This is a genomic window from Rudaeicoccus suwonensis, from assembly GCF_007829035.1.
Lineage (GTDB): Bacteria > Actinomycetota > Actinomycetes > Actinomycetales > Dermatophilaceae > Rudaeicoccus > Rudaeicoccus suwonensis.
Map to the genome: position 1 here is coordinate 1,336,640 of NZ_VIVQ01000001.1, position 17,923 is coordinate 1,354,562.

At 67.4% G+C, this 17,923-nt stretch carries 18 protein-coding genes and 1 pseudogene; 10 read left to right on the forward strand and 9 right to left on the reverse strand.

Annotated elements, in window-relative coordinates; translation table 11 throughout:
* The first annotated feature begins 125 nt into the window (after positions 1–125).
* The 7 genes from hisD to BKA23_RS06185 are packed head-to-tail and all read left to right on the forward strand — an operon-like array spanning position 126 to position 5,941.
* Complete coding sequence (hisD, locus tag BKA23_RS06155; protein ID WP_145226465.1) at positions 126–1,472, forward strand: histidinol dehydrogenase; 1,347 nt, start codon at positions 126–128, stop codon at positions 1,470–1,472.
* Positions 1,469–2,578, forward strand: coding sequence for a histidinol-phosphate transaminase (locus BKA23_RS06160; RefSeq protein ID WP_145226467.1), 1,110 nt, complete (start codon positions 1,469–1,471; stop codon positions 2,576–2,578). Before hisD ends, BKA23_RS06160 begins: the two co-directional genes overlap by 4 nt.
* Positions 2,575–3,180 carry an imidazoleglycerol-phosphate dehydratase HisB gene (gene hisB / locus BKA23_RS06165; RefSeq protein WP_145226469.1) on the forward strand — a complete coding sequence of 202 codons (606 nt, stop codon included), beginning with the start codon at positions 2,575–2,577 and terminating at the stop codon, positions 3,178–3,180. Before BKA23_RS06160 ends, hisB begins: the two co-directional genes overlap by 4 nt.
* Before the next feature lie 4 nt (positions 3,181–3,184).
* On the forward strand, positions 3,185–3,808 hold the full coding sequence (locus BKA23_RS06170) for a hypothetical protein (RefSeq protein WP_145226471.1): 624 nt from the start codon (positions 3,185–3,187) through the stop codon (positions 3,806–3,808).
* Positions 3,805–4,440 carry an imidazole glycerol phosphate synthase subunit HisH gene (gene hisH / locus BKA23_RS06175; RefSeq protein WP_145226473.1) on the forward strand — a complete coding sequence of 212 codons (636 nt, stop codon included), beginning with the start codon at positions 3,805–3,807 and terminating at the stop codon, positions 4,438–4,440. The genes BKA23_RS06170 and hisH overlap by 4 nt, the downstream gene beginning before the upstream one ends.
* Positions 4,441–4,481: 41 nt before the next feature.
* Positions 4,482–5,225 (forward strand): bifunctional 1-(5-phosphoribosyl)-5-((5-phosphoribosylamino)methylideneamino)imidazole-4-carboxamide isomerase/phosphoribosylanthranilate isomerase PriA, encoded by a 744-nt coding sequence (gene priA, locus BKA23_RS06180; protein ID WP_145226476.1) that lies wholly within the window; start codon positions 4,482–4,484, stop codon positions 5,223–5,225.
* A complete protein-coding gene (locus BKA23_RS06185) occupies positions 5,222–5,941 on the forward strand; it encodes an SseB family protein (RefSeq protein ID WP_145226478.1) in 720 nt (239 codons plus the stop codon). The genes priA and BKA23_RS06185 overlap by 4 nt, the downstream gene beginning before the upstream one ends.
* On the opposite strand, the gene BKA23_RS06190 is transcribed toward BKA23_RS06185, so the two are convergent.
* From BKA23_RS06190 to BKA23_RS06220, 7 genes are all read right to left on the reverse strand, one after another.
* Positions 5,928–6,953, reverse strand: coding sequence for a 1-acyl-sn-glycerol-3-phosphate acyltransferase (locus BKA23_RS06190; protein ID WP_211841603.1), 1,026 nt, complete (start codon positions 6,951–6,953; stop codon positions 5,928–5,930). The two genes, BKA23_RS06185 and BKA23_RS06190, sit on opposite strands and share 14 nt — an antisense overlap.
* Positions 6,954–6,961: 8 nt before the next feature.
* Positions 6,962–7,819 carry a patatin-like phospholipase family protein gene (locus BKA23_RS06195; RefSeq protein WP_145226481.1) on the reverse strand — a complete coding sequence of 286 codons (858 nt, stop codon included), beginning with the start codon at positions 7,817–7,819 and terminating at the stop codon, positions 6,962–6,964.
* Between the two features lie 11 nt (positions 7,820–7,830).
* The gene (locus tag BKA23_RS06200) at positions 7,831–8,616 is read right to left on the reverse strand and encodes a hypothetical protein (RefSeq protein WP_211841604.1); all 786 of its coding nucleotides are present in this window, start codon (positions 8,614–8,616) and stop codon (positions 7,831–7,833) included.
* 40 nt (positions 8,617–8,656) lie between these two features.
* Complete coding sequence (locus BKA23_RS06205; RefSeq protein WP_170226392.1) at positions 8,657–10,030, reverse strand: amidase; 1,374 nt, start codon at positions 10,028–10,030, stop codon at positions 8,657–8,659.
* A gap of 4 nt (positions 10,031–10,034) precedes the next feature.
* A complete protein-coding gene (locus tag BKA23_RS06210) occupies positions 10,035–11,492 on the reverse strand; it encodes a purine-cytosine permease family protein (RefSeq protein ID WP_211841605.1) in 1,458 nt (485 codons plus the stop codon).
* Positions 11,493–11,648: 156 nt separating this feature from the next.
* Positions 11,649–13,049: a dihydrolipoyl dehydrogenase gene (gene lpdA / locus BKA23_RS06215; RefSeq protein WP_145226485.1), complete on the reverse strand. Its 1,401-nt coding sequence runs from the start codon at positions 13,047–13,049 to the stop codon at positions 11,649–11,651.
* Between the two features lie 43 nt (positions 13,050–13,092).
* Entirely contained in the window at positions 13,093–13,446 is a 354-nt protein-coding gene (locus tag BKA23_RS06220; protein WP_145226487.1) for a DUF952 domain-containing protein, read from the reverse strand.
* 217 nt (positions 13,447–13,663) lie between these two features.
* Here BKA23_RS06220 and BKA23_RS06225 point away from each other — a divergent pair.
* Positions 13,664–13,864, forward strand: a pseudogene (locus tag BKA23_RS06225) (IS5/IS1182 family transposase); the annotation flags it as partial.
* Positions 13,865–14,263: 399 nt separating this feature from the next.
* Here the strand turns inward: BKA23_RS06225 and BKA23_RS06230 are convergent.
* Positions 14,264–15,847: a catalase gene (locus BKA23_RS06230; protein ID WP_145226489.1), complete on the reverse strand. Its 1,584-nt coding sequence runs from the start codon at positions 15,845–15,847 to the stop codon at positions 14,264–14,266.
* A 106-nt stretch (positions 15,848–15,953) separates the two neighbouring features.
* Complete coding sequence (locus tag BKA23_RS18115) at positions 15,954–16,085, reverse strand: hypothetical protein (RefSeq protein ID WP_281287535.1); 132 nt, start codon at positions 16,083–16,085, stop codon at positions 15,954–15,956.
* Between BKA23_RS18115 and BKA23_RS06235 the strand changes: the two genes are divergently transcribed.
* Complete coding sequence (locus tag BKA23_RS06235) at positions 16,084–16,557, forward strand: VOC family protein (protein WP_145226491.1); 474 nt, start codon at positions 16,084–16,086, stop codon at positions 16,555–16,557. The two genes, BKA23_RS18115 and BKA23_RS06235, sit on opposite strands and share 2 nt — an antisense overlap.
* Positions 16,558–16,685: 128 nt before the next feature.
* Positions 16,686–17,882, forward strand: coding sequence for an MFS transporter (locus BKA23_RS06240; protein ID WP_145226493.1), 1,197 nt, complete (start codon positions 16,686–16,688; stop codon positions 17,880–17,882).
* Positions 17,883–17,923 lie beyond the last annotated feature (41 nt).

A 17,923-nucleotide genomic window follows, 5' to 3' on the forward strand; every position in this document is an offset into this window, starting at 1 on the left:
TCCGGCTCGCAGCCGGTTCAGGTCTGCGCCCACGGCAGCAACGTTGCCGGCGGGCGGTGCACCTCTGGTGCCCGACGAACGGACGTCCCGGCGCCGCTGTAGCGGACTTGCCTAAACTCGGTGACGTGATTTCTCGCCTCGATCTGCGTGGTGCCGCACTGTCCAGCCTGGACGCGCGCGCCCTGCGCACCACCCTGCCCCGTGCCGAGTTCGACGTCGAAGCCGCCTTGGCGACCGTGCGGCCGATCTGCGAGCAGGTTCATCATGGCGGCGTCGAAGCCTTGCTGGAGCTGGGGGAGAAGTTCGACCGGGTGCGGCCGACCAGTCTGCGGGTGCCGGCGGCGGTCATTGCAGCTGCACTGGACCAGCTCGATCCGGCTGTGCGCGCGGCGCTGGAGGAATCCATCCGCCGCGCCCGCACGGTGCACGAGGACCAGCGCCGGATCGACACCACCACTCAGGTCGTGCCGGGGGGCACCGTCACCGAGCGATGGGTGCCGGTGGACCGCGTCGGCCTCTACGTGCCCGGTGGTGTCGCGGTCTACCCCAGCAGCGTCGTGATGAACGTCGTCCCGGCGCAGGTGGCCGGTGTCGGGTCGCTCGCGGTGACCAGTCCGCCGCAGGCCACCAACACCGGCGTGTTCGCCGGCTACCCGCACCCGACGATCCTCGCGGCGTGCGCGCTGCTCGGCGTCGACGAGGTCTTCGCAGCCGGAGGCGCGCAGGCGATCGCGATGTTCGCGTATGGCGCAGCCGACGCCGACGGCACCGTCGTCTGCGAGCCGGTGACGCTGGTCACCGGCCCTGGCAACATCTACGTGGCTGCCGCCAAGCGCCTGCTCAAGGGGCTCATCGGCATCGACGCGGAAGCCGGCCCGACCGAGATCGCGATCCTCGCCGACGACAGCGCCGACGCCGAACTTGTTGCGGCAGACCTCATCTCGCAGGCCGAACACGACGATCTTGCAGCGTCGGTGCTGGTCACCGACAGCACCGACCTGGCCGATCGCGTGGTCGCGGCGTTGGAGCGCCGCTCGGCGCTGACGAAGCACACCGTGCGGGTCAATACAGCCCTCGGTGGCCGCCAGTCGGGGATCGTGCTGGTCGACGGGCTCGACGAGGGCATCCGCGTGGTCGACGCCTACGGCGCCGAGCACCTTGAGATTCAGACCCGCGATGCGTCTGCCGTCGCGGCCCGGATCCGCAATGCCGGTGCGATCTTCGTCGGCGACTATGCGCCGGTGAGCTTGGGCGATTATGCGGCCGGCTCCAATCACGTGCTGCCCACCGGTGGCTGCGCCTGCCACAGCAGCGGGCTTTCGGTGCAGTCCTTTCTGCGTGGCATCCACGTCGTCGACTACTCCCGTGACGCGCTCGCCGATGTGGCGGATGTCGTCGTGACCCTCGCCAACGCGGAGGATCTGCCGGCTCACGGCGAGGCGGTCACCGCACGATTCCCGACGGCGCAGTGAGCGAGCTCGCCGGCCTGATCCGCCCTGATCTGCAGGGACGGACGCCATACGGCGCGCCGCAGTTGGCCGTGCCGGTCGCACTCAACACCAACGAGTCGTCCTATGACGTGCCACCGGAGGTCGTCGACGCGATCAGCGCAGCGGTAACGGCCGAGGCCGCGCACCTGAATCGCTATCCGGATCGCGAATTCGTCCGGTTACGAGAGCGACTCGCGGCATACGTGCACCGCACGACGGGATGCCCGGTCAGCGCCGAGCAGGTGTGGGCGGGCAATGGTTCGAACGAGGTGCTGCAGCACGTCGTGCAGGCATTCGGTGGCCCGGGCCGCGTGGCACTCGGTTTCACACCGTCGTATTCGATGCACCCGATCATCAGCGAGGGCATCGGCACGACCTGGGTGGATGGTCTGCGCGGCCGTGACCCGGGCCGCTTCGATGTCGATGCCGACCTGGCGGTCGAGCAGGTGCAGCGGCACGATCCGGACGTCGTCTTCCTGTGCTCACCCAACAATCCGACCGGCACTTCCTTGGACCTGTCGGTGGTTGAGCGGGTCTACGAGGCAGCGCCACACAGTGTCGTGGTGGTGGACGAGGCGTATGCCGAGTTCGCCCGGCCCGGCACGCCGAGCGCGGTCTCGCTGCTGCCGGGTCGCCCTCGCCTGGTCGTCACCCGCACGATGTCGAAGGCGTTCGCATTCGCCGGTGTACGTCTCGGATACCTCGCTGCCGACACCGAGTTCACCGATCTCATGCGGCTGGTGCGACTGCCCTACCACCTCTCGAGTGTCACCCAGGCGATCGCCTGCGCGGCCCTCGACCACGCAGACCTCATGCTCGCCACGGTCGAAGCCGTCAAGCAGACCCGCGACGAGTTGGTGTCGGGCTGTATGGCGCTCGGCCTGGTCCCGGTGCCCAGCGATGCGAACTTCGTGCTGGTGGGCGGATTCGCTGACGAACGCGCGTCGTGGCAGGCTCTCCTCGACCGGGGCGTGCTGGTGCGCGATGTCGGGATCCGGCACCACCTGCGGATCACTGCCGGCACACCCGCGGAGAACGCCGCCGTCCTGGACGCGCTGCGTGTCGTCACCGAAGGAGAATCAGCATGACCGAACACCGCACCGCACACCTGCAGCGTGCGACCAAGGAGAGCCAGGTCGACCTGTGGCTCGACCTCGACGGAACCGGTGTCAGCGAGATCTCCACCGGCGTGCGCTTCTACGACCACATGCTCGACAGCTTCGCCCGGCACAGCCTGATCGACCTGCGCATCACGGCGACCGGTGATCTCGACGTCGACGCCCACCACACGGTCGAGGACACCGCCATCGTGCTCGGCCAGGCGCTGCGGCAGGCGCTCGGCGACAAGTCGGGCATCTCTCGCTTCGGCGACGCGAGCGTGCCGCTGGACGAGGCGCTCGTCCACGCTGTCGTCGACGTCGCCGGTCGTCCTTACTGCGTGCACGAGGGTGAACCGGACGGCCAGGTCTACGCGATCATCGGCGGCGACTACACAGGTGCGCTGACGCGGCATGTGCTCGAGAGCTTCGCCTTCCACGCGGCCATCGCGCTGCACGTGCGGGTGCTGTCAGGTCGCGATCCGCACCACATCGTCGAGGCGCAGTTCAAAGCGGTCGCCCGCGCGGTGCGCGCAGCGGTCGCGATCGATCCACGTGTCGTCGGTGTACCCAGCGCCAAGGGAGCGCTGTAAGCCCATGCCGTCCGCGAGCGCTGAGCGCCGTGGGGTCGTGCTGGTGCACGGCGACGCCAGGACGACGACGTCGTGGGTGCGCCAGGGCCTGGTGCCGTCATACGTCGTGCCGTTGGCAGGCTGGACGGCCGTGGTGCCCGGGGGAGACGCGCAGGCGGTTGCGCCATACGACGCGACATTGACCGTGATGGCCAACCGGCCTGTGCCCGGTCGGCTGCGAAATGCGTTGGGATTCTTCGAGATCGACAAGCGCGCGGTGGTTGTGGTGCATCCTCGCGGCTGGCGGGCGCTGCCACGGTGGCTGGTGTGGATGCCCGGCCGCGGGGTGACCAAGGTGCCGTCGTTGCCGGTGGCGCGGCCCGGCGATCTGACGACGGCGGCCGGGGTGGTGCCGGGTGCGGCGGGCCAGGTGCGTGAGATTCTGGCCGATCGCGGTGCGGCCGCACTCGATGTGCTCAGCGATCTGATGGCAGCGCTGGCGCTGCCCGGTGGTGAGCTGCTGTTCGGGCGCCTCGCGCAGCAGGCACAGGACGCGACTCTGGTCGAGCCGGACCGCAAGGCGGTGCGGAGGTTTGCCCGAGTCACCAGTGAAGACAACGAGATTCGCACCGAGATGGAGCAACTGTGACCCGCCGGGTGGTCGTGCTGGATTACGGCAGCGGCAATGTCCGCTCCGTCGTGCGGATGCTGCAGCGCGTGGGCGCGCAGGTCGAGCTCACTGCCGATCACACTGCGGCGGTCGAGGCGGACGGGCTCTATGTGCCTGGTGTCGGAGCATTTCACGCCTGTATGTCGGGGCTCGTCGGTGCCGGCGGTGATGCGATCATCGCGCAGCGGCTGGCCCTCGGTCGGCCGGTGCTGGGTGTGTGCGTCGGTTTCCAGGTTCTTTTCGAAGGATCCACCGAGCCGACCACGATCAGCCCGGCGCCACCAGGGCTGGGGTTGTTCAGCGGCGTCGTGCGTCGGCTTGATGCGCCGGTCGTGCCGCACATGGGTTGGTCCGGGGTGCGCGGTGCCGCGGGGTCGGTGCTGCTGGAGGGCATCGCCGACCAACGGTTCTACTTCGTCCACTCGTATGCCGCGACCGAAGCCCCGGTGTCCCGTGAAGCCGGTGCCGACCACATGGTGACCTGGGCCGTGCACGGCGAGCCGTTCATCGCCGCGATCGAGGCCGGCCCACTTGCCGGCACCCAGTTCCATCCGGAGAAGTCCGGTGACGCCGGAGCGCAGCTGCTGCGCAACTGGCTGGCTGCGCTCTGACGCGCCCGGGCCCGAGAAGTCTTGTGAGTAAAGGAGATTCGATGACCGACATCAGTGCCCCACGTCTTCAGCTGCTTCCCGCGGTTGACGTTGCCGGCGGGCAGGCGGTGCAACTCGTCCAGGGCGTCGCCGGGACCGGTGGCCAGTTCGGCGACCCGTTCGAGGCCGCCCTCGCCTGGCAGGACGCCGGTGCGGAGTGGTTGCATCTGGTCGATCTCGACGCGGCTTTCGGTCGCGGCAGCAACCGTGAGCTGCTGGCGAGCATCGTGCGGCGGCTCGACCTGCAGGTCGAGTTGTCCGGCGGGATCCGTGACGAGGAGTCGCTGACCGCAGCATTGACCGCCGGTTGCCGGCGGGTCAACCTCGGCACCGCGGCGCTGGAAAACCCGGAATGGACCGCACGGGCGATCGCGCAGCACGGCGACCGCATCGCTGTCGGACTCGACGTGCGCGGCACGACCCTGGCGGCGCGCGGCTGGACCCGTGAGGGTGGCGACCTGTGGGAGACGCTCGCGCGTCTCGACAGCGAGGGCTGTGCCCGGTATGTCGTGACCGACGTCGCCAAGGACGGCATGCTGCAAGGCCCGAACATCGCTCTGCTGCAACAGGTCTGCGAGCGCACCGACCGCCCGGTCGTTGCTTCCGGCGGCATCTCGACACTCGCCGATCTGACCGCTCTGCGCTCTCTGGTCCCGGCAGGGGTCGAGGGCGCGATCATCGGCTCGGCGCTCTACAAGGGCGCGTTCGCGCTGCCCGATGCGCTCGATGTTGCGGGCCGGCCGTGAGCACCGACTCGGCAGGACAACCCTTCAACGGTCGGTCGCTGACCAGCACTGGTTTCGACGGCGACGACGGCGCCGCCGACCCTGCACTGGTGGCCGCGCTCGATGACCGATCCGACGAACCCGCGCTCATGCGGGTGATCGCAACCGCACGGCTGTTGGTGCCGATCGTGGCGGCAGCCACCGATGTCGACGACACCTCAGGTGTCGCGGTCGAGAAGTCCACCGACATGGCTGTTGTGACGCTGACCTCCCCGACCGGCGAGCGTGCACTGCCGGTGTTCACCAGCGTTGCGGCCCTCGCGCAGTGGAACCCCGAAGCGCGCCCGTCGCCGGTTCAGGCCGATCGCGCCGCGCAGGCGGCCATCTCGGAGCGGTGCGATGTCATGGTGCTCGATGCAGCCGGTGACCGTCCGCTGGTGCTGCGGCCCAGTATGGTGTGGGCTCTGGCGCAACGTTCCCAGTGGCAACCGGCCCACGTCGATCCTCATGTGCAGCAGGCGATTTCGGCCGCTGTGCACGATGAGCCCGCCGTCGCGCGGGTCAGTTGCGAGGCAGGCGGCACACCGGGGGAGTTGCGGGTTGTGCTGGCGGTTGTCGAGGGTCTGACCCAGCCGGAGCTGCAGTCAGTGGCTCAACGGATCGGCGAGCGCATCGCCACCGACGGTGAGACGCGTGCCCGCATCGACGGACTCTCCTTCGCGATCACCGTCGCCTGACCTCGCCCACCGGTTCGCCGGTCGACTCGTCCGAGCCGGCGCGGGTCCATCGGTCGATCGCGGCCCACCGCACCCGCAACCACTGCTCGAGAGCATCGTGGTCGGTCGGCGCGTTGCTGGTGCGCAGCCTGATCTGGACCGGCTCGGTCAGCGGTATGCCGCGCCACACCGTGCTGACGGAGTTCAACAGCTCAAGACCACGATGCGCCGCGATGACGACCTGCAGGTCGGGGCTCTCCTGCAGGAAGAGTGACGCGCCGCCGGCGTGCGGCGGCAGCACGGTGGGGTGCGTGCGCATCCACGTGGCCTCGTCGCCGTCGGCGTCCGCGACCGCGTCCTTCCACCGGTCCGGCGTCCAGTTTCGACCCTCTGGAAACAGCAGCACGGCGTCATCGTCACGGTTGATTCCCCGTGCGAATGCTGCGAGTTCGGCCTCCCGACGATCCTGGGACATCCGGTGCGAGGGTAGGAAGTAGGCGCCCAGCCGCCCGAGCACCAGATCGATCGCGGCATCCCACTGCAGCCAGCGTTTGAGCACCACTCGTGGCGCCCGGTGCAGTCGTGTTGTGATGAGCATTGCCACCAGGGGTGAGTCGCCGACACCACCGTGGCGGGTCAGCACCAGCAGCGGCCCGGTGTGCGTTTGTACGGCGTCGTCGATGTCGACATTCAGCCGCAGCCGCAGGATTCGCTCGGTGCAGGCGACCGCGCGACTGAGGGCACGGCCGAGCAGCGCCACATGGTCGGAGCGCCAGCCCTCGGAGCCACCAGGGCGTGACCGATCCCGCACCGCGGCGCGCAGCCACAGCCACCAGGCGCCCGCGACCACCGACAGATCCACGCCGATCACCGTGGCCATCGTCAGCAGGACCCGCGTGAGTCGCTTTCGCGCAGTGGGCAGTTCGAGCAGCGACGTCACCAGCGACGCCACCAGTAGCACGACCAACAGGACCATGCCGACGATCATCTGGATCGGGTGCAACAGCACGCGCCGCACGATGCGAGGCGGCACCGGCATACTCATCGGTCGTCGTCGGATCGCTGCGCGTCGAGATAGACGCATGCCGCGTTGTATGCCGACTCGATGCGGTCACGCACGAACGACTGCTTCAGATGCAGCAGCGACACCATCGGCGCGTCGTCGGTACCGGTCGGGATCACGTGCAGTCGCACGTCGCCTGGCACCGAGGCGATCTCCTCCATGTACCGGTGGCGGCGGGCGATCTCGAAGGTCACCTGGCCCACCTGCCAGGGCCAGCGCGGCGGTGACAACGGCTGCTCCACACGGCCCACCTGCAGCACATAGATGTCGGTGGCCCCGAGTGCCACAGCACGCCCGACCGGGATCGAATGCACCAGGCCACCGTCCAGGAAGCTCTCGTCGCCGATGCGCATCGGTGGGAACAGCCCCGGAACCGAGCACGAGGCCATCACCGCCTCCGCGAGTGGGCCGCTGTCGAACCAGTGCGCCACGGCGCGCTCGACATTCGCCGCGACGCATTGAAACGGCACCGTCAACTCGTCGAAGTCGGTGACCGGCAGTTGGGCGCGCAAGACGCGCAGGACCGGTCCGGGGGAGTACAGGCTCGTGCGCAGGTGACTCGGGCGCCAGCGCCGGCCGCCTCCGGATCGCGCACCTGACTCGAGCATTCCCCGTCCGCTGCCGAAGGAGGTCCACAGATCAGCGAGGGCGGCGACACCCGAAGCGGTCGGATCGGCGGCGATGAACGCCCCGTTGATCGCGCCGATGCTGGTGCCGAGCACAAGGTCGGGCCGCACCTTCGCTTCGACGAGTGCGCGCAGTGCACCGATTTGGGTGGCGCCGAGAACTCCGCCACCACCGAGCACATAAGCGATGCGCTGTGGCGTGGAGGTCATGATGGCCGACTCTACCGACCCGGTCCAGGGTCGCTGGTGGAGTGGCTGCCGGCGACGAAGTCGGCGATGTTCGCAGTCAGCCGGCCCCACTTGGCATCCCAACGCAACGATCGTGCCTCAGCTCGCGCGAGCCGCTCGGGCCCGTATCGCCGTGCCCACCATGACTGCGGCCGAGCCAGGGTGAGCGCAGCGAAGAAGGCGACCGGTCCGGCGAAGGCACCGATGAGCGCGACGTGGTACTTGCCCTTGGCGACCACCACGATCTCGGCCAGCACATGGACCGGCAGACCAGCCAGAAGCAGGAGGTGTATCCACCGGTGTTGCGGGTCGTGGTCGGTGGGGAAGTGGAACGGCTGGAGCCCGATGGTCAACAATGCCAGGCAGGCCGCGGCAAGTGCGACGAGTTCGACCGACACGCGTCCTTCACCGCTCCAGTAGACATCGCGCAGGTGCAGGATCAGCGCGAATTCGTCCAGCAACAGCGAGGCGCCGATGCCGACCAGCAGACCGGCGATGTCGATCCAGGGGTGGGTGTCGTGACATGCCAGCGCGCTGAAGGCACCGACCAGCAGCACCACCAGACCTGGCACTGCGTGGTGCACGTGCACGCCGTCGGGGGACACGCGGTCGTGGAAGGGTCCCTTCCCCGCGCGGATCAGCCGGGTGATGGTGCGCGTGACCAGAAACGTCATGATGAAGGCGAACAGCGACAGCAGCAGCGGCAGCCGCCCGGGATCCAGGATGTGGCGGTCCACCCAGTGGTGGCCGTTGCCGGTGAGCAGGAGCAGCAACTGCATGACTCAAGTGTCCGTCATGTATGCCGCTGGGTGGTGCGACTCACCGGCCGATCAGGTCCTGCACGCTGGTCGCCGTATGCAGCAGGGTGTGATCAGCTCCGCGACGCGCCTGGATCTGCAGACCTATCGGCAGGCCGTCCTCGTCGGTGCCTACCGGAATCGAAAGCGCGGGTGTACCAGCCAGATTCGCCGGCAACGCAAGTGCACACCAGGCGTCGAAGGACGCGCTCACCGGTCGTCCGCCGAGGCTGGTCGGACCGAGCAGGTTGGCGTCGAAGGCGGTCAGCGGCATCGTCGGTGTCAGCAGCAGGTCGACGTTGTCGAGCAACCGTAGCCACTGGGTGGCGAACTCGCCGCGACGCTCCTGGGCGTCCAGATAGGTGCGGGAGTCGACGGCGCCGGCCGCGATGATCGCCTTCGCGTCGTCACCGACGAGCTGTGGGGAACGCTCCAACAGCGGCCCTTCGGAGGCGTGCCCCTCCGGCAGCGCGATCGAGTCCCAGATCGGGCACGGGTCCGGCAACGTCGCAGCCACGGAGTTGATGTGCAGACCGGCTGCCCGAAGGTCGTGCAGCACCTGCTCGAAACGCTCCGCGACGGAGTCGTCGACTGCTGCGAAACCGAGGTCGAGAGAAGCGCCGATCCGTAGCTCCCGCAACGGTTTTCGATCGGTGGTCGCCAGATGAGCTCCGGCTGCCGGATCACCGTTGGTCGCCCCGGCCATGACTGCCAGGGCGATCTGCAGACCCCGTAGCGAGCCGGCGATCGGTCCGTGCACCGACAACGAGGGCCAGCCGCGGAATCCGGGCCGGGTGGGGATGGCGCCGTACGTCGGTTTGAGGCCGTAGGTGCCGCAGAAGGCGGACGGGATCCGGATGCTGCCACCGCCGTCGGTGCCGACGGCCAGCCCGACAACACCGGACGCCACGGTCGCGGCCGCGCCACCGCTGGAGCCTCCCGCGGTGCGGCTCACGTCATGCGGATTGGTCGTCATGCCGAAGACCTCGTTGGAGGTCGTGCCGCGATAGCAGAACTCCGGGTTGTTGGTCTTGGCGATCACCACCGCCCCGGCATCCAGCAGCCGTTGCACACAGACCGCGCTGCGCTCGGGCACGAAATCCGCCAGAGCCCGTGACCCGTTGGTCGACCGGGTGCCGGCCAGCCAGACGTGATCCTTGACGGTGATCGGCACTCCTGCCAAAGGACCCAACTCGACGCCGGATGCCACCGCATCATCGACGGCTCGGGCTGCTGCGAGCGCCGCATCGTCATACCGGTCGGTGATCGCGTTGATCCGCGGGTCGAGGGAGTCCAAGCGGTCGTATGCCGCTGCGACCGCGGCAACGCTCGACGCGCGGCCGGCCCGGATGTCAGCACCCAGGCCGGCGACGTCGATCATCGGGACATCGATCATCGGGTCATCTGCTCCATCGAGCCTCCTGTGCGCCGGGGTCGAGTTCGGCCTGCTCCTGCTGCGCCAGGCGCACCTCGGCATCGATGTCGAGATTGCGGCACAACGCCCAATACAGGATTCCGGCGACGGGTAGGCCGATGAAGAACGAGATGTCGGCCCCGTCCATCGCGTGGGCGATCCAGCCGGTGAACATTCCGGACACCGAGAAGAAGGGCACCATCGCGCCGAATCCGACCAGATAGGCGACGATTCCGCGCCAGCCCCACCGGGTGTAGATGCCGTTCGGCTTGAAGATCTCGGCGATGGCGTAGTGACCCCGGCGCACCAGGTAGTAGTCGACGAGGTTGACCGCGGTCCACGGGATGAACAGATAGAGCACCAGCAACAGGAACTGGTTGAACCGACTCAGGAAGTCGTTCGTGGCAGTCAGTGCGCCCACGAGCGAGAGCAACGCGGTGATCCCGACGGTCACGATGCGCACTCCGGTGCTGGGCACGACCTTGCGGAAGGAGTCCATCGCGCTGATCAGGGTGAGGGATCCGCCATACATGTTGAGCGCGGTGACCGAGATCAGGCCAAAGGCAGCCAGCCCCAGCACGATCGAGCCGTAACCGTGGAACAGGTGGTCGCCGGCGGCCTTGATCTCCGGGATGCCGGTGCCGCTGAAGTTCTTGCCGGCCCACGCGGCCAGCACACTGCCGACCACCATCATCCAGCCGCCGCCGATGGCGGAGCCGAAGTAGGTCCACAGGAACGTCTTGCGCACGGTGACGCCCGGCGGCAGGTAGCGCGAGTAGTCCGACACGTAGATCGCCCAGCTGATCTGGTAGCCCGCGACGACGCCGAACTGGCCGAGGAAGGGGGTCGCCTGGAAGGTGCCCACGTCGAAGGTGCCGGCCGGGTAGTGCAGGAAGAACAACGCGATCGTGAACAGGCCGAAGATGACGATCATCAGGTAGGTCAGCACCTGCTCGGCGCGGTGGATGATGTCGTAGCCGATGAGTGCGATGACGAAGGCCACGATCGTGACGACGACGATCCACATCTTGGTCGGAGCGTGCACGGTGGAGTGCACGGATTCGGCCGCGAGGATGGTGTTGAAGACGTTGAATCCGGCGTACTGCACGTAGGCGAACAGCCACACCAGCAGCGCTCCGACATACCCGAACTGCGGCCGCGACTGGATCATCTGCGGCAACCCCAGCTGAGGGCCCTGGGCGGAGTGGAAGGCCATGAACAACGTGCCGACGGCGGTGCCGAGCACGATGGAGACGACCGACCAGAACAGCGAGGCGCCCTCACTGATGCTGATCAATCCGACTGCAAGAGTGGCGATCTGGGCATTCGACATGAACCAGAGCGGTCCGAGATGCCACAACTTGCCGTGGCGTTCGTTCAGTGGCACGTAGTCGATGGAGCGGGACTCGATCCCGGCGATGCGCGGTTGCTCCGAAGTGGTCATGCGCCACCTTCCCGCACTCAACGGTGTCGAGGTGGCAAAACGCTGCAATCAGTTCATCGGAGCCGACGCTTCGGATCCACCCCCCCAACGCGCGAGGCGCCGGCCGGGCCGCGAGCGCGACCGACCGGCGCCTCGGGGACGTCCGAACCTGCTGGGTCAGAAGTTGATCATGTGCCCGGCGATGCCGTGCACGGCTTCCTTGACCGCCTCGCCGAGCGTGGGGTGGGCGAAGATGTTGCGCGACACCTCGTCCGCGGTGAGATCCCACTGCTGGGCCAGCGTCAGCACCGGCAGCATCTCGGTGACGTCCGGGCCGATGAGGTGGGCTCCGATGATCTCGTTGTGCGCGGCATCCGCGACGACCTTCACGAAGCCGACCGCCTCGCCCAGGCCCTGCGCCTTGCCGTTGGCCGAGTAGGGGAACTGCGCGACCTTGACGTCGTAGCCCTTGTCCTTGGCCTGCTGCTCGGTGTAACCGAAGGACGCGATCTGCGGCTGACAGTAGGTCGCCCGCGGGATCATGTCGTAGTTGATCTCCATCGTCTCGGTGCCGGCGATCGTCTCGGCTGCGACGATGCCCATCGCCTCGGCGGTGTGCGCGAGCATGAGCTTGCCCGTGACGTCACCGATCGCGTAGACGCCGTCGACCGTGGTGCGTCCGCGGCCGTCGATCGCGATGGCTCCGCGGTCGGTGAGCTGTATGCCGGTGCTCTCCAAGCCGTAGCCGTCGACGCGGGGCGCGAAGCCGATCGCCTGCAGCACCTTGTCGGCCTCGATGACGCGGCTCTCGCCACCCGCGGCGGGGGAAACGGTGACCTTCACCTTGTCGCCGGAGTCGTCGATGGACTCGACCTTGGTCGACAGCAGGACGTTGACGCCGAGCTTCTTGTAGTGCTTCAGCAACTCCTTGGACACATCGGCATCCTCGGTGGGCACCATCCGGTCGAGGAACTCCACGATCGTGACGTCGACGCCGAAATTGCGCAGCACGTAAGCGAATTCGACGCCGATGGCGCCGGAGCCGGCGATGATGATCGAGCCTGGCAGGTTGCTGTCGAGGATCTGCTCCTCGTAGGTCACGACCCGCTCGGACAACGTGGTGCCCGGGATCAGCCGCGTGGTCGCACCGGTGGCGATGATCAGGTTGTCGCAGGTGACCTGCTCGGAGCCACCGTCGTTGAGTTCGACGTCGATGGTGTGGCCGTCGCGCAGCGTGCCCCACCCGTCGATCTCGGTGATCTTGTTCTTCTTCATCAGGAAGTGCACGCCTTTGACGATGCCGGCGCTGACCTGACGACTGCGTTTGTGGGTGACGCCGAAGTCCATCGTCGCGTCGCCGGAGATGCCGAACTTGTCCTTCTCGTGGGTGAGGATGTGCGCGAGTTCGGCGTTGCGCAGCAGTGCCTTCGACGGGATGCACCCGACGTTGAGGCAGACACCTCCCCAGTACTTCTTCTCGATCACGGCGGTCTTGAGGCCGAGCTGGCTGGCGCGGATCGCCGCGACATACCCACCGGGGCCTGCACCGAGGACTACGACGTCAAAGTGTTGTGCCACGCAACCGACGATATCGCCATCACCGACGTCCGCCGTCAAGCGGTCAGTCGGTGCTCGCGCCGCCGGTGCCGTGCGGCGGAGGCACGGTGTGCACCTCGACCACTGCGGACATCTCGACCGGTCCGTAGATGTGCGGGAATCGCTCGCCGGTGACCGGATCGCCGACCTCCCACACCACGGGTGCCGACAGCCGGTCGGGGTCGATGACCAACAGGAACAGGTCGGTCTCGACGTCGGCGTAGAAGCGCTGTCGGGTCAGCGGCCACTGCGCCTCACTGGAGGCATGGATGAACTCCGCGTCAGCGAGCGGCACGCCTCGGGTCGACTGCTCGTAAACGCCGGACTGCTGTGCGCGCGACCAGTGTTCGGGCTCAGCGAGGTGGTAGATCGAGTCCATGTGCCCACTGTCGCAGGGTCCGAGCACGTATGACGACGCGACGACGCATCGTCATACAGAACGGGCCGGACCTCCGTGGTGGGGGGTCCGGCCCGCATAAATCGCTGCGGGTTAGAGATCGCGCGGGTAGGTGCTCGGCGTGGCGTTGCCGTGGGGCGGGCACGGTGTCTGTTACCAGTGTGATTTGTGAGAAAAACGCTGATCATCAGGATGCACCGTGCCCGCGGTCCCATCTTGGCTCATTGACCCGATCTGGGACCAGTTCGCCGCGCTGATCCCGCCGATCATCGACACTCATCCGCTCCGGTGCCACAACCCACGCGTCGCCGACCGGATCGTGGTCGACAACCTGGTCCAGGTCCTGCAGTGTCATGCGTGCCTACTCCGATCCCGCCCACAGCAGTGGGCGTGTCACGGACCAGAAACACCGAAACTGCGATAGTCCGAGTCGCCGATGTGGCGAGAACGGGTGGCGCGGACCGAGGCGGCAGACATAGGTCGCCGACTCGGTTGATCTTTCCGCCTCACCGGCACCACGAAACGCACTAGCCCCACTGATCACACATAAGTCGCCGATTCGGCGGCGACGAGGACCCCTCGCGTGGTGCAGTGACTCCCACCCGCCACATACGCCACGCTAGCAACGCTGGTGTGGTTGGAAAGACGATTACTTCCGGTCGCGGTCGCGATACTGGGAAGTAATCGTCATCTCGACCATGCACTCGCTGTGCCGGGGCAGCCCGGGCACCCGTACGTCGCCGATTCGGCGACGTACGGAGGGCGATGGCGGATACGGTGCACCTACCCGCGCAATCTCTTACTTGGCCGCCTGGCCGGCGGTCTCGACGAGCGGGTCCTCGACCTCCTTGGCGGCATCGGCCTCGCCGCCGGGGTTCTGCGACTTCTGACCAGCCCGCACGGCCTTCTCGATGGCATCGCCGGTCGTGCTGTCGACGTTCTTCCAGTAGTCGAAGGCGCGCTCGAGCACCGGTGACTTCACATCGCCCAGCAGGTGCCCGGCCACGGTCTCGACGAAGGCCGCGCGTTGTTCGTCGTTCCAGACCTCGCGCACGAGCATCCCGGCCTGGGTGAAGTCGTCGTCCTTCTCGCGCGGGGTGTATGCCGCACGCACCATCTCACCGTCGGTCTCCCACGACCCGTCGACCTCTCCGACCTGGTCGGAGTAGCCGCGGCCCTCGGAGTTCGGGGCGTAGACAGGGCGGTCCTCGCCGTCGAAGTCGTAGGCCATCGGGCCGTCCTGCACGTAGCTGTTGTAGTCCTTGACTCGGGGCCTGTTCACCGGCAACTGCAGGTAGTTCGGGCCGATGCGGTAGCGCTGGGTGTCGGCATAGGCGAAGGCACGACCGAGCAGCATCTTGTCGGGAGAGAAGCCGATGCCCGGCACGATCGACGACGGAGCGAAGGCCGCCTGCTCGATCTGGGCGAAGAAGTTGTCGGGGTTCTTGTTGAGCGTCATCTGCCCGACCTCGATCAGCGGGTAGTCGCTGTGCGGCCACACCTTGGTCAGGTCGAACGGGTTGATCGGGTAGGTCTTGGCGTCGTCATATGGCATGACCTGCACCGACAGAGTCCAACTCGGGAAGTCACCGGCGTCGATCGCGTCGCTCAGGTCGCGACGGTGGTAGTCGGCATCCTGCCCGGCGATCCGGGTCGCCTCGTCACCGGTGAGGCCCTCGACGCCCTGGTTGCTGTGGAAGTGGTACTTCACCCAGAATTTTTCGCCGTCGGCGTTGATCCACAGGTAGGTGTGGCTGCCGTAGCCGTTCATGTGACGGAACGTCTTGGGGATGCCCCGGTCGCCCATGAGATAGGTGACCTGATGGGCGGATTCGGGATTGAGCGTCCAGAAATCCCACTGCATGTGGTTGTCCCGCAGGCCGGTCGCGGCGCGGCGCTTCTGGCTGCGGATGAAGTGCGGAAACTTCATCGTGTCGCGCACGAAGAAGATCGGGGTGTTGTTGCCGACGAGGTCGTAGTTGCCCTCGGTCGTATAGAACTTCAGCGAGAAGCCCCGCGGGTCGCGCCACGTGTCGGGGGAGCCCTGCTCACCGGCGACCGTCGAGAAACGCGCGAGCATGTCGGTCGACACGCCCTTCTGGAACAGCGCCGCCTTGGTGTACCTGCTGACGTCGTGGGTGGTCTCGAAGACACCGAAAGCGCCCGATCCCTTGGCGTGCACATTGCGCTCCGGCACGCGCTCGCGGTTGAAGTGCGCCATCTGACTGATCAACTGCACGTCGTGCAACAGGATCGGACCATCGGCCCCGATCGTCAGGGAGTTGCGGTCACTGATCGCCGGTGCGCCGGTGTCGGTGGTCGAACCCAGCTTCGCCTCGGACGACGGCGCGGTTTCGATCGAGGGGGTGGATGAGTCGGTCATACGCGGTGCTCCTCAGGTGTGGATGTGCATCCGGTCACTCCTGCGCATCGCGCAGGGCGTTCTTCAACCAATCAGCTTTTCTGGACTGAGTCAAAGGAAGGGGAGCCTACGATCGGGCATCGAGTATGGCGCGGGCGACGATGCCGCAACAGGAGTTGTGGGGCTGGCCGGCTCCGCTGCGGGTCGCGGCGTCGTGCTCGTCCGGATGCTCGGCCCGAGATGAACGGATGTGGCTCATGGCTCACCTGACGACCTGCCTGTGGTTCGACGACCAGGCGGAGGAGGCGGCGCAGTTCTACCAACGGGTGCTGGGCGCGACGATCGGATCGGTCAGCCGGTGCGGCGAGGGCGGTCCGCTGCCGGCCGGCAGCGTGCTCACCGTCGAGTTCACGATCCTGGGCCAGCACTTTCTGGCGCTGAACGGCGGCCCGCTGTTCACACCCAACGAAGCCGTGTCATTTCAGATCCCGACTGACAATCAGGACGCGACGGACCGCCTCTGGGGAGAGCTGATCGCCGATGGTGGTCAGCCCAGCCAATGTGGTTGGTGTCGGGACAGATTCGGCTTCTGGTGGCAGGTCGTGCCGACGCGCCTGCCGGAGTTGCTGAGCGACCCTGATGCCGGCCGGGCGCAACGTGCAATGGCCGCCATGATGACGATGGGCAAGATCGACATCGCTGCGATCGAGGCTGCCGCCGGCGCGGGATGAGTCGGCCGGGATGAGTCGACGCGGATGAGTCGGCGAGGCTGCCGGGAAAAGAAGTGGCGTCAACTATTTCGATATGGAAGTATTGAGGGCACCGCCATCGCCGACGCCTTCGTGGGAGTGACTTCCGCATGTCCATTCAGCCGTACCAGCGTGTCCTGAGCATCACCGACGCCCGCCGGGTGCTGCTGCTGGGCTTCCTGCTGCGGATCCCGATCTTCTCCGCGGGCGTGATTCTCACTCTGCACGTCGTCGGCGCACTGCACCGCTCGTATGCCGATGCCGGTCTCGTCGCCGCCGGCGCGACGATCGCCATCGCGATCTCCGGCCCCTGGCGGGGGCGCCTGCTCGATCGCATGGGTCTGCGGCGGGTGGTCCTGCCGTCCCTGCTCGTCAGCGGCGTCTGCTGGGCGGTGGCGCCGTTCGTCGGTTACTGGGCGTTGCTCGTACTCGCAACGATCGCAGGCCTTTTCGTCGTTCCGACCTTCTCCATCATCCGGCAGGGAGTCATCGCCGCGGTGCCGGACCCCGATCGCCGTACCGCGCTGTCGTTGGACGGCATGGTCGTCGAGTTGTCGTTCATGATCGGCCCGATCCTCGTGGTCTGGCTGGCGACCTTCATCGACACCGCCTGGGTGCTTTTCGGCATCGAGATGGTCGGTGTCGTCGTCGGCGCACTGCTGTGGTGGGCGAACCCACCGTTGCGGTCCGCCTCCACCGATGCGGCCGATGCCGCCGCGGAGCGGGTGCCGCGCTCGTCGTGGTTCCGTCCCGCCTTCGTGGCCATCTGTGCCGCCGCGGCTGCCGCGACCATCGTGCTCGCGGGCAGCGACGTCGGCATCGTGGCCGCCGTGCGGCATTTCGACGCCGTCGACGAGATGGGCATCGTGCTGGTGCCATGGGGTGCCGGATCATTGTTGGGCGGGCTGATCTACGGCGCGCTGTCGCGGCCGATACAGCCGTTCCTGCTGCTGGGTGGCCTGGCGGTGGTGACCGCGCCGATGGCGTTCGCCGACGGAATCTGGTCGCTCGCCGCGCTGTCGCTGCTCGCCGGTCTGTTCTGCGCGCCCACGATCACAGCCACCGTGGATGCGGTGAGTCAGGTCGTTCCGGCCGCCGCCCGCGGTGAGGCGATGGGCTGGCACGGTTCCTTCATGACGGCCGGTTCGGCGCTGGGTGCTCCCGTCGCGGGGGCTGCCATCGACAGCTGGACCTTCCGCGGTGGTTTCGTCTCCGTCGCGGTGGTCGGCGTGGTCATCGCTGCGGCGGGAGCCGTCGCGATGCAGCTGCGGCAGCGGGTGCGCGACTCCCACGTGCTCGTGGCCTGATCTGAGCGACCGCATCCGGCCGATCAGCTCATCCGCTCGGC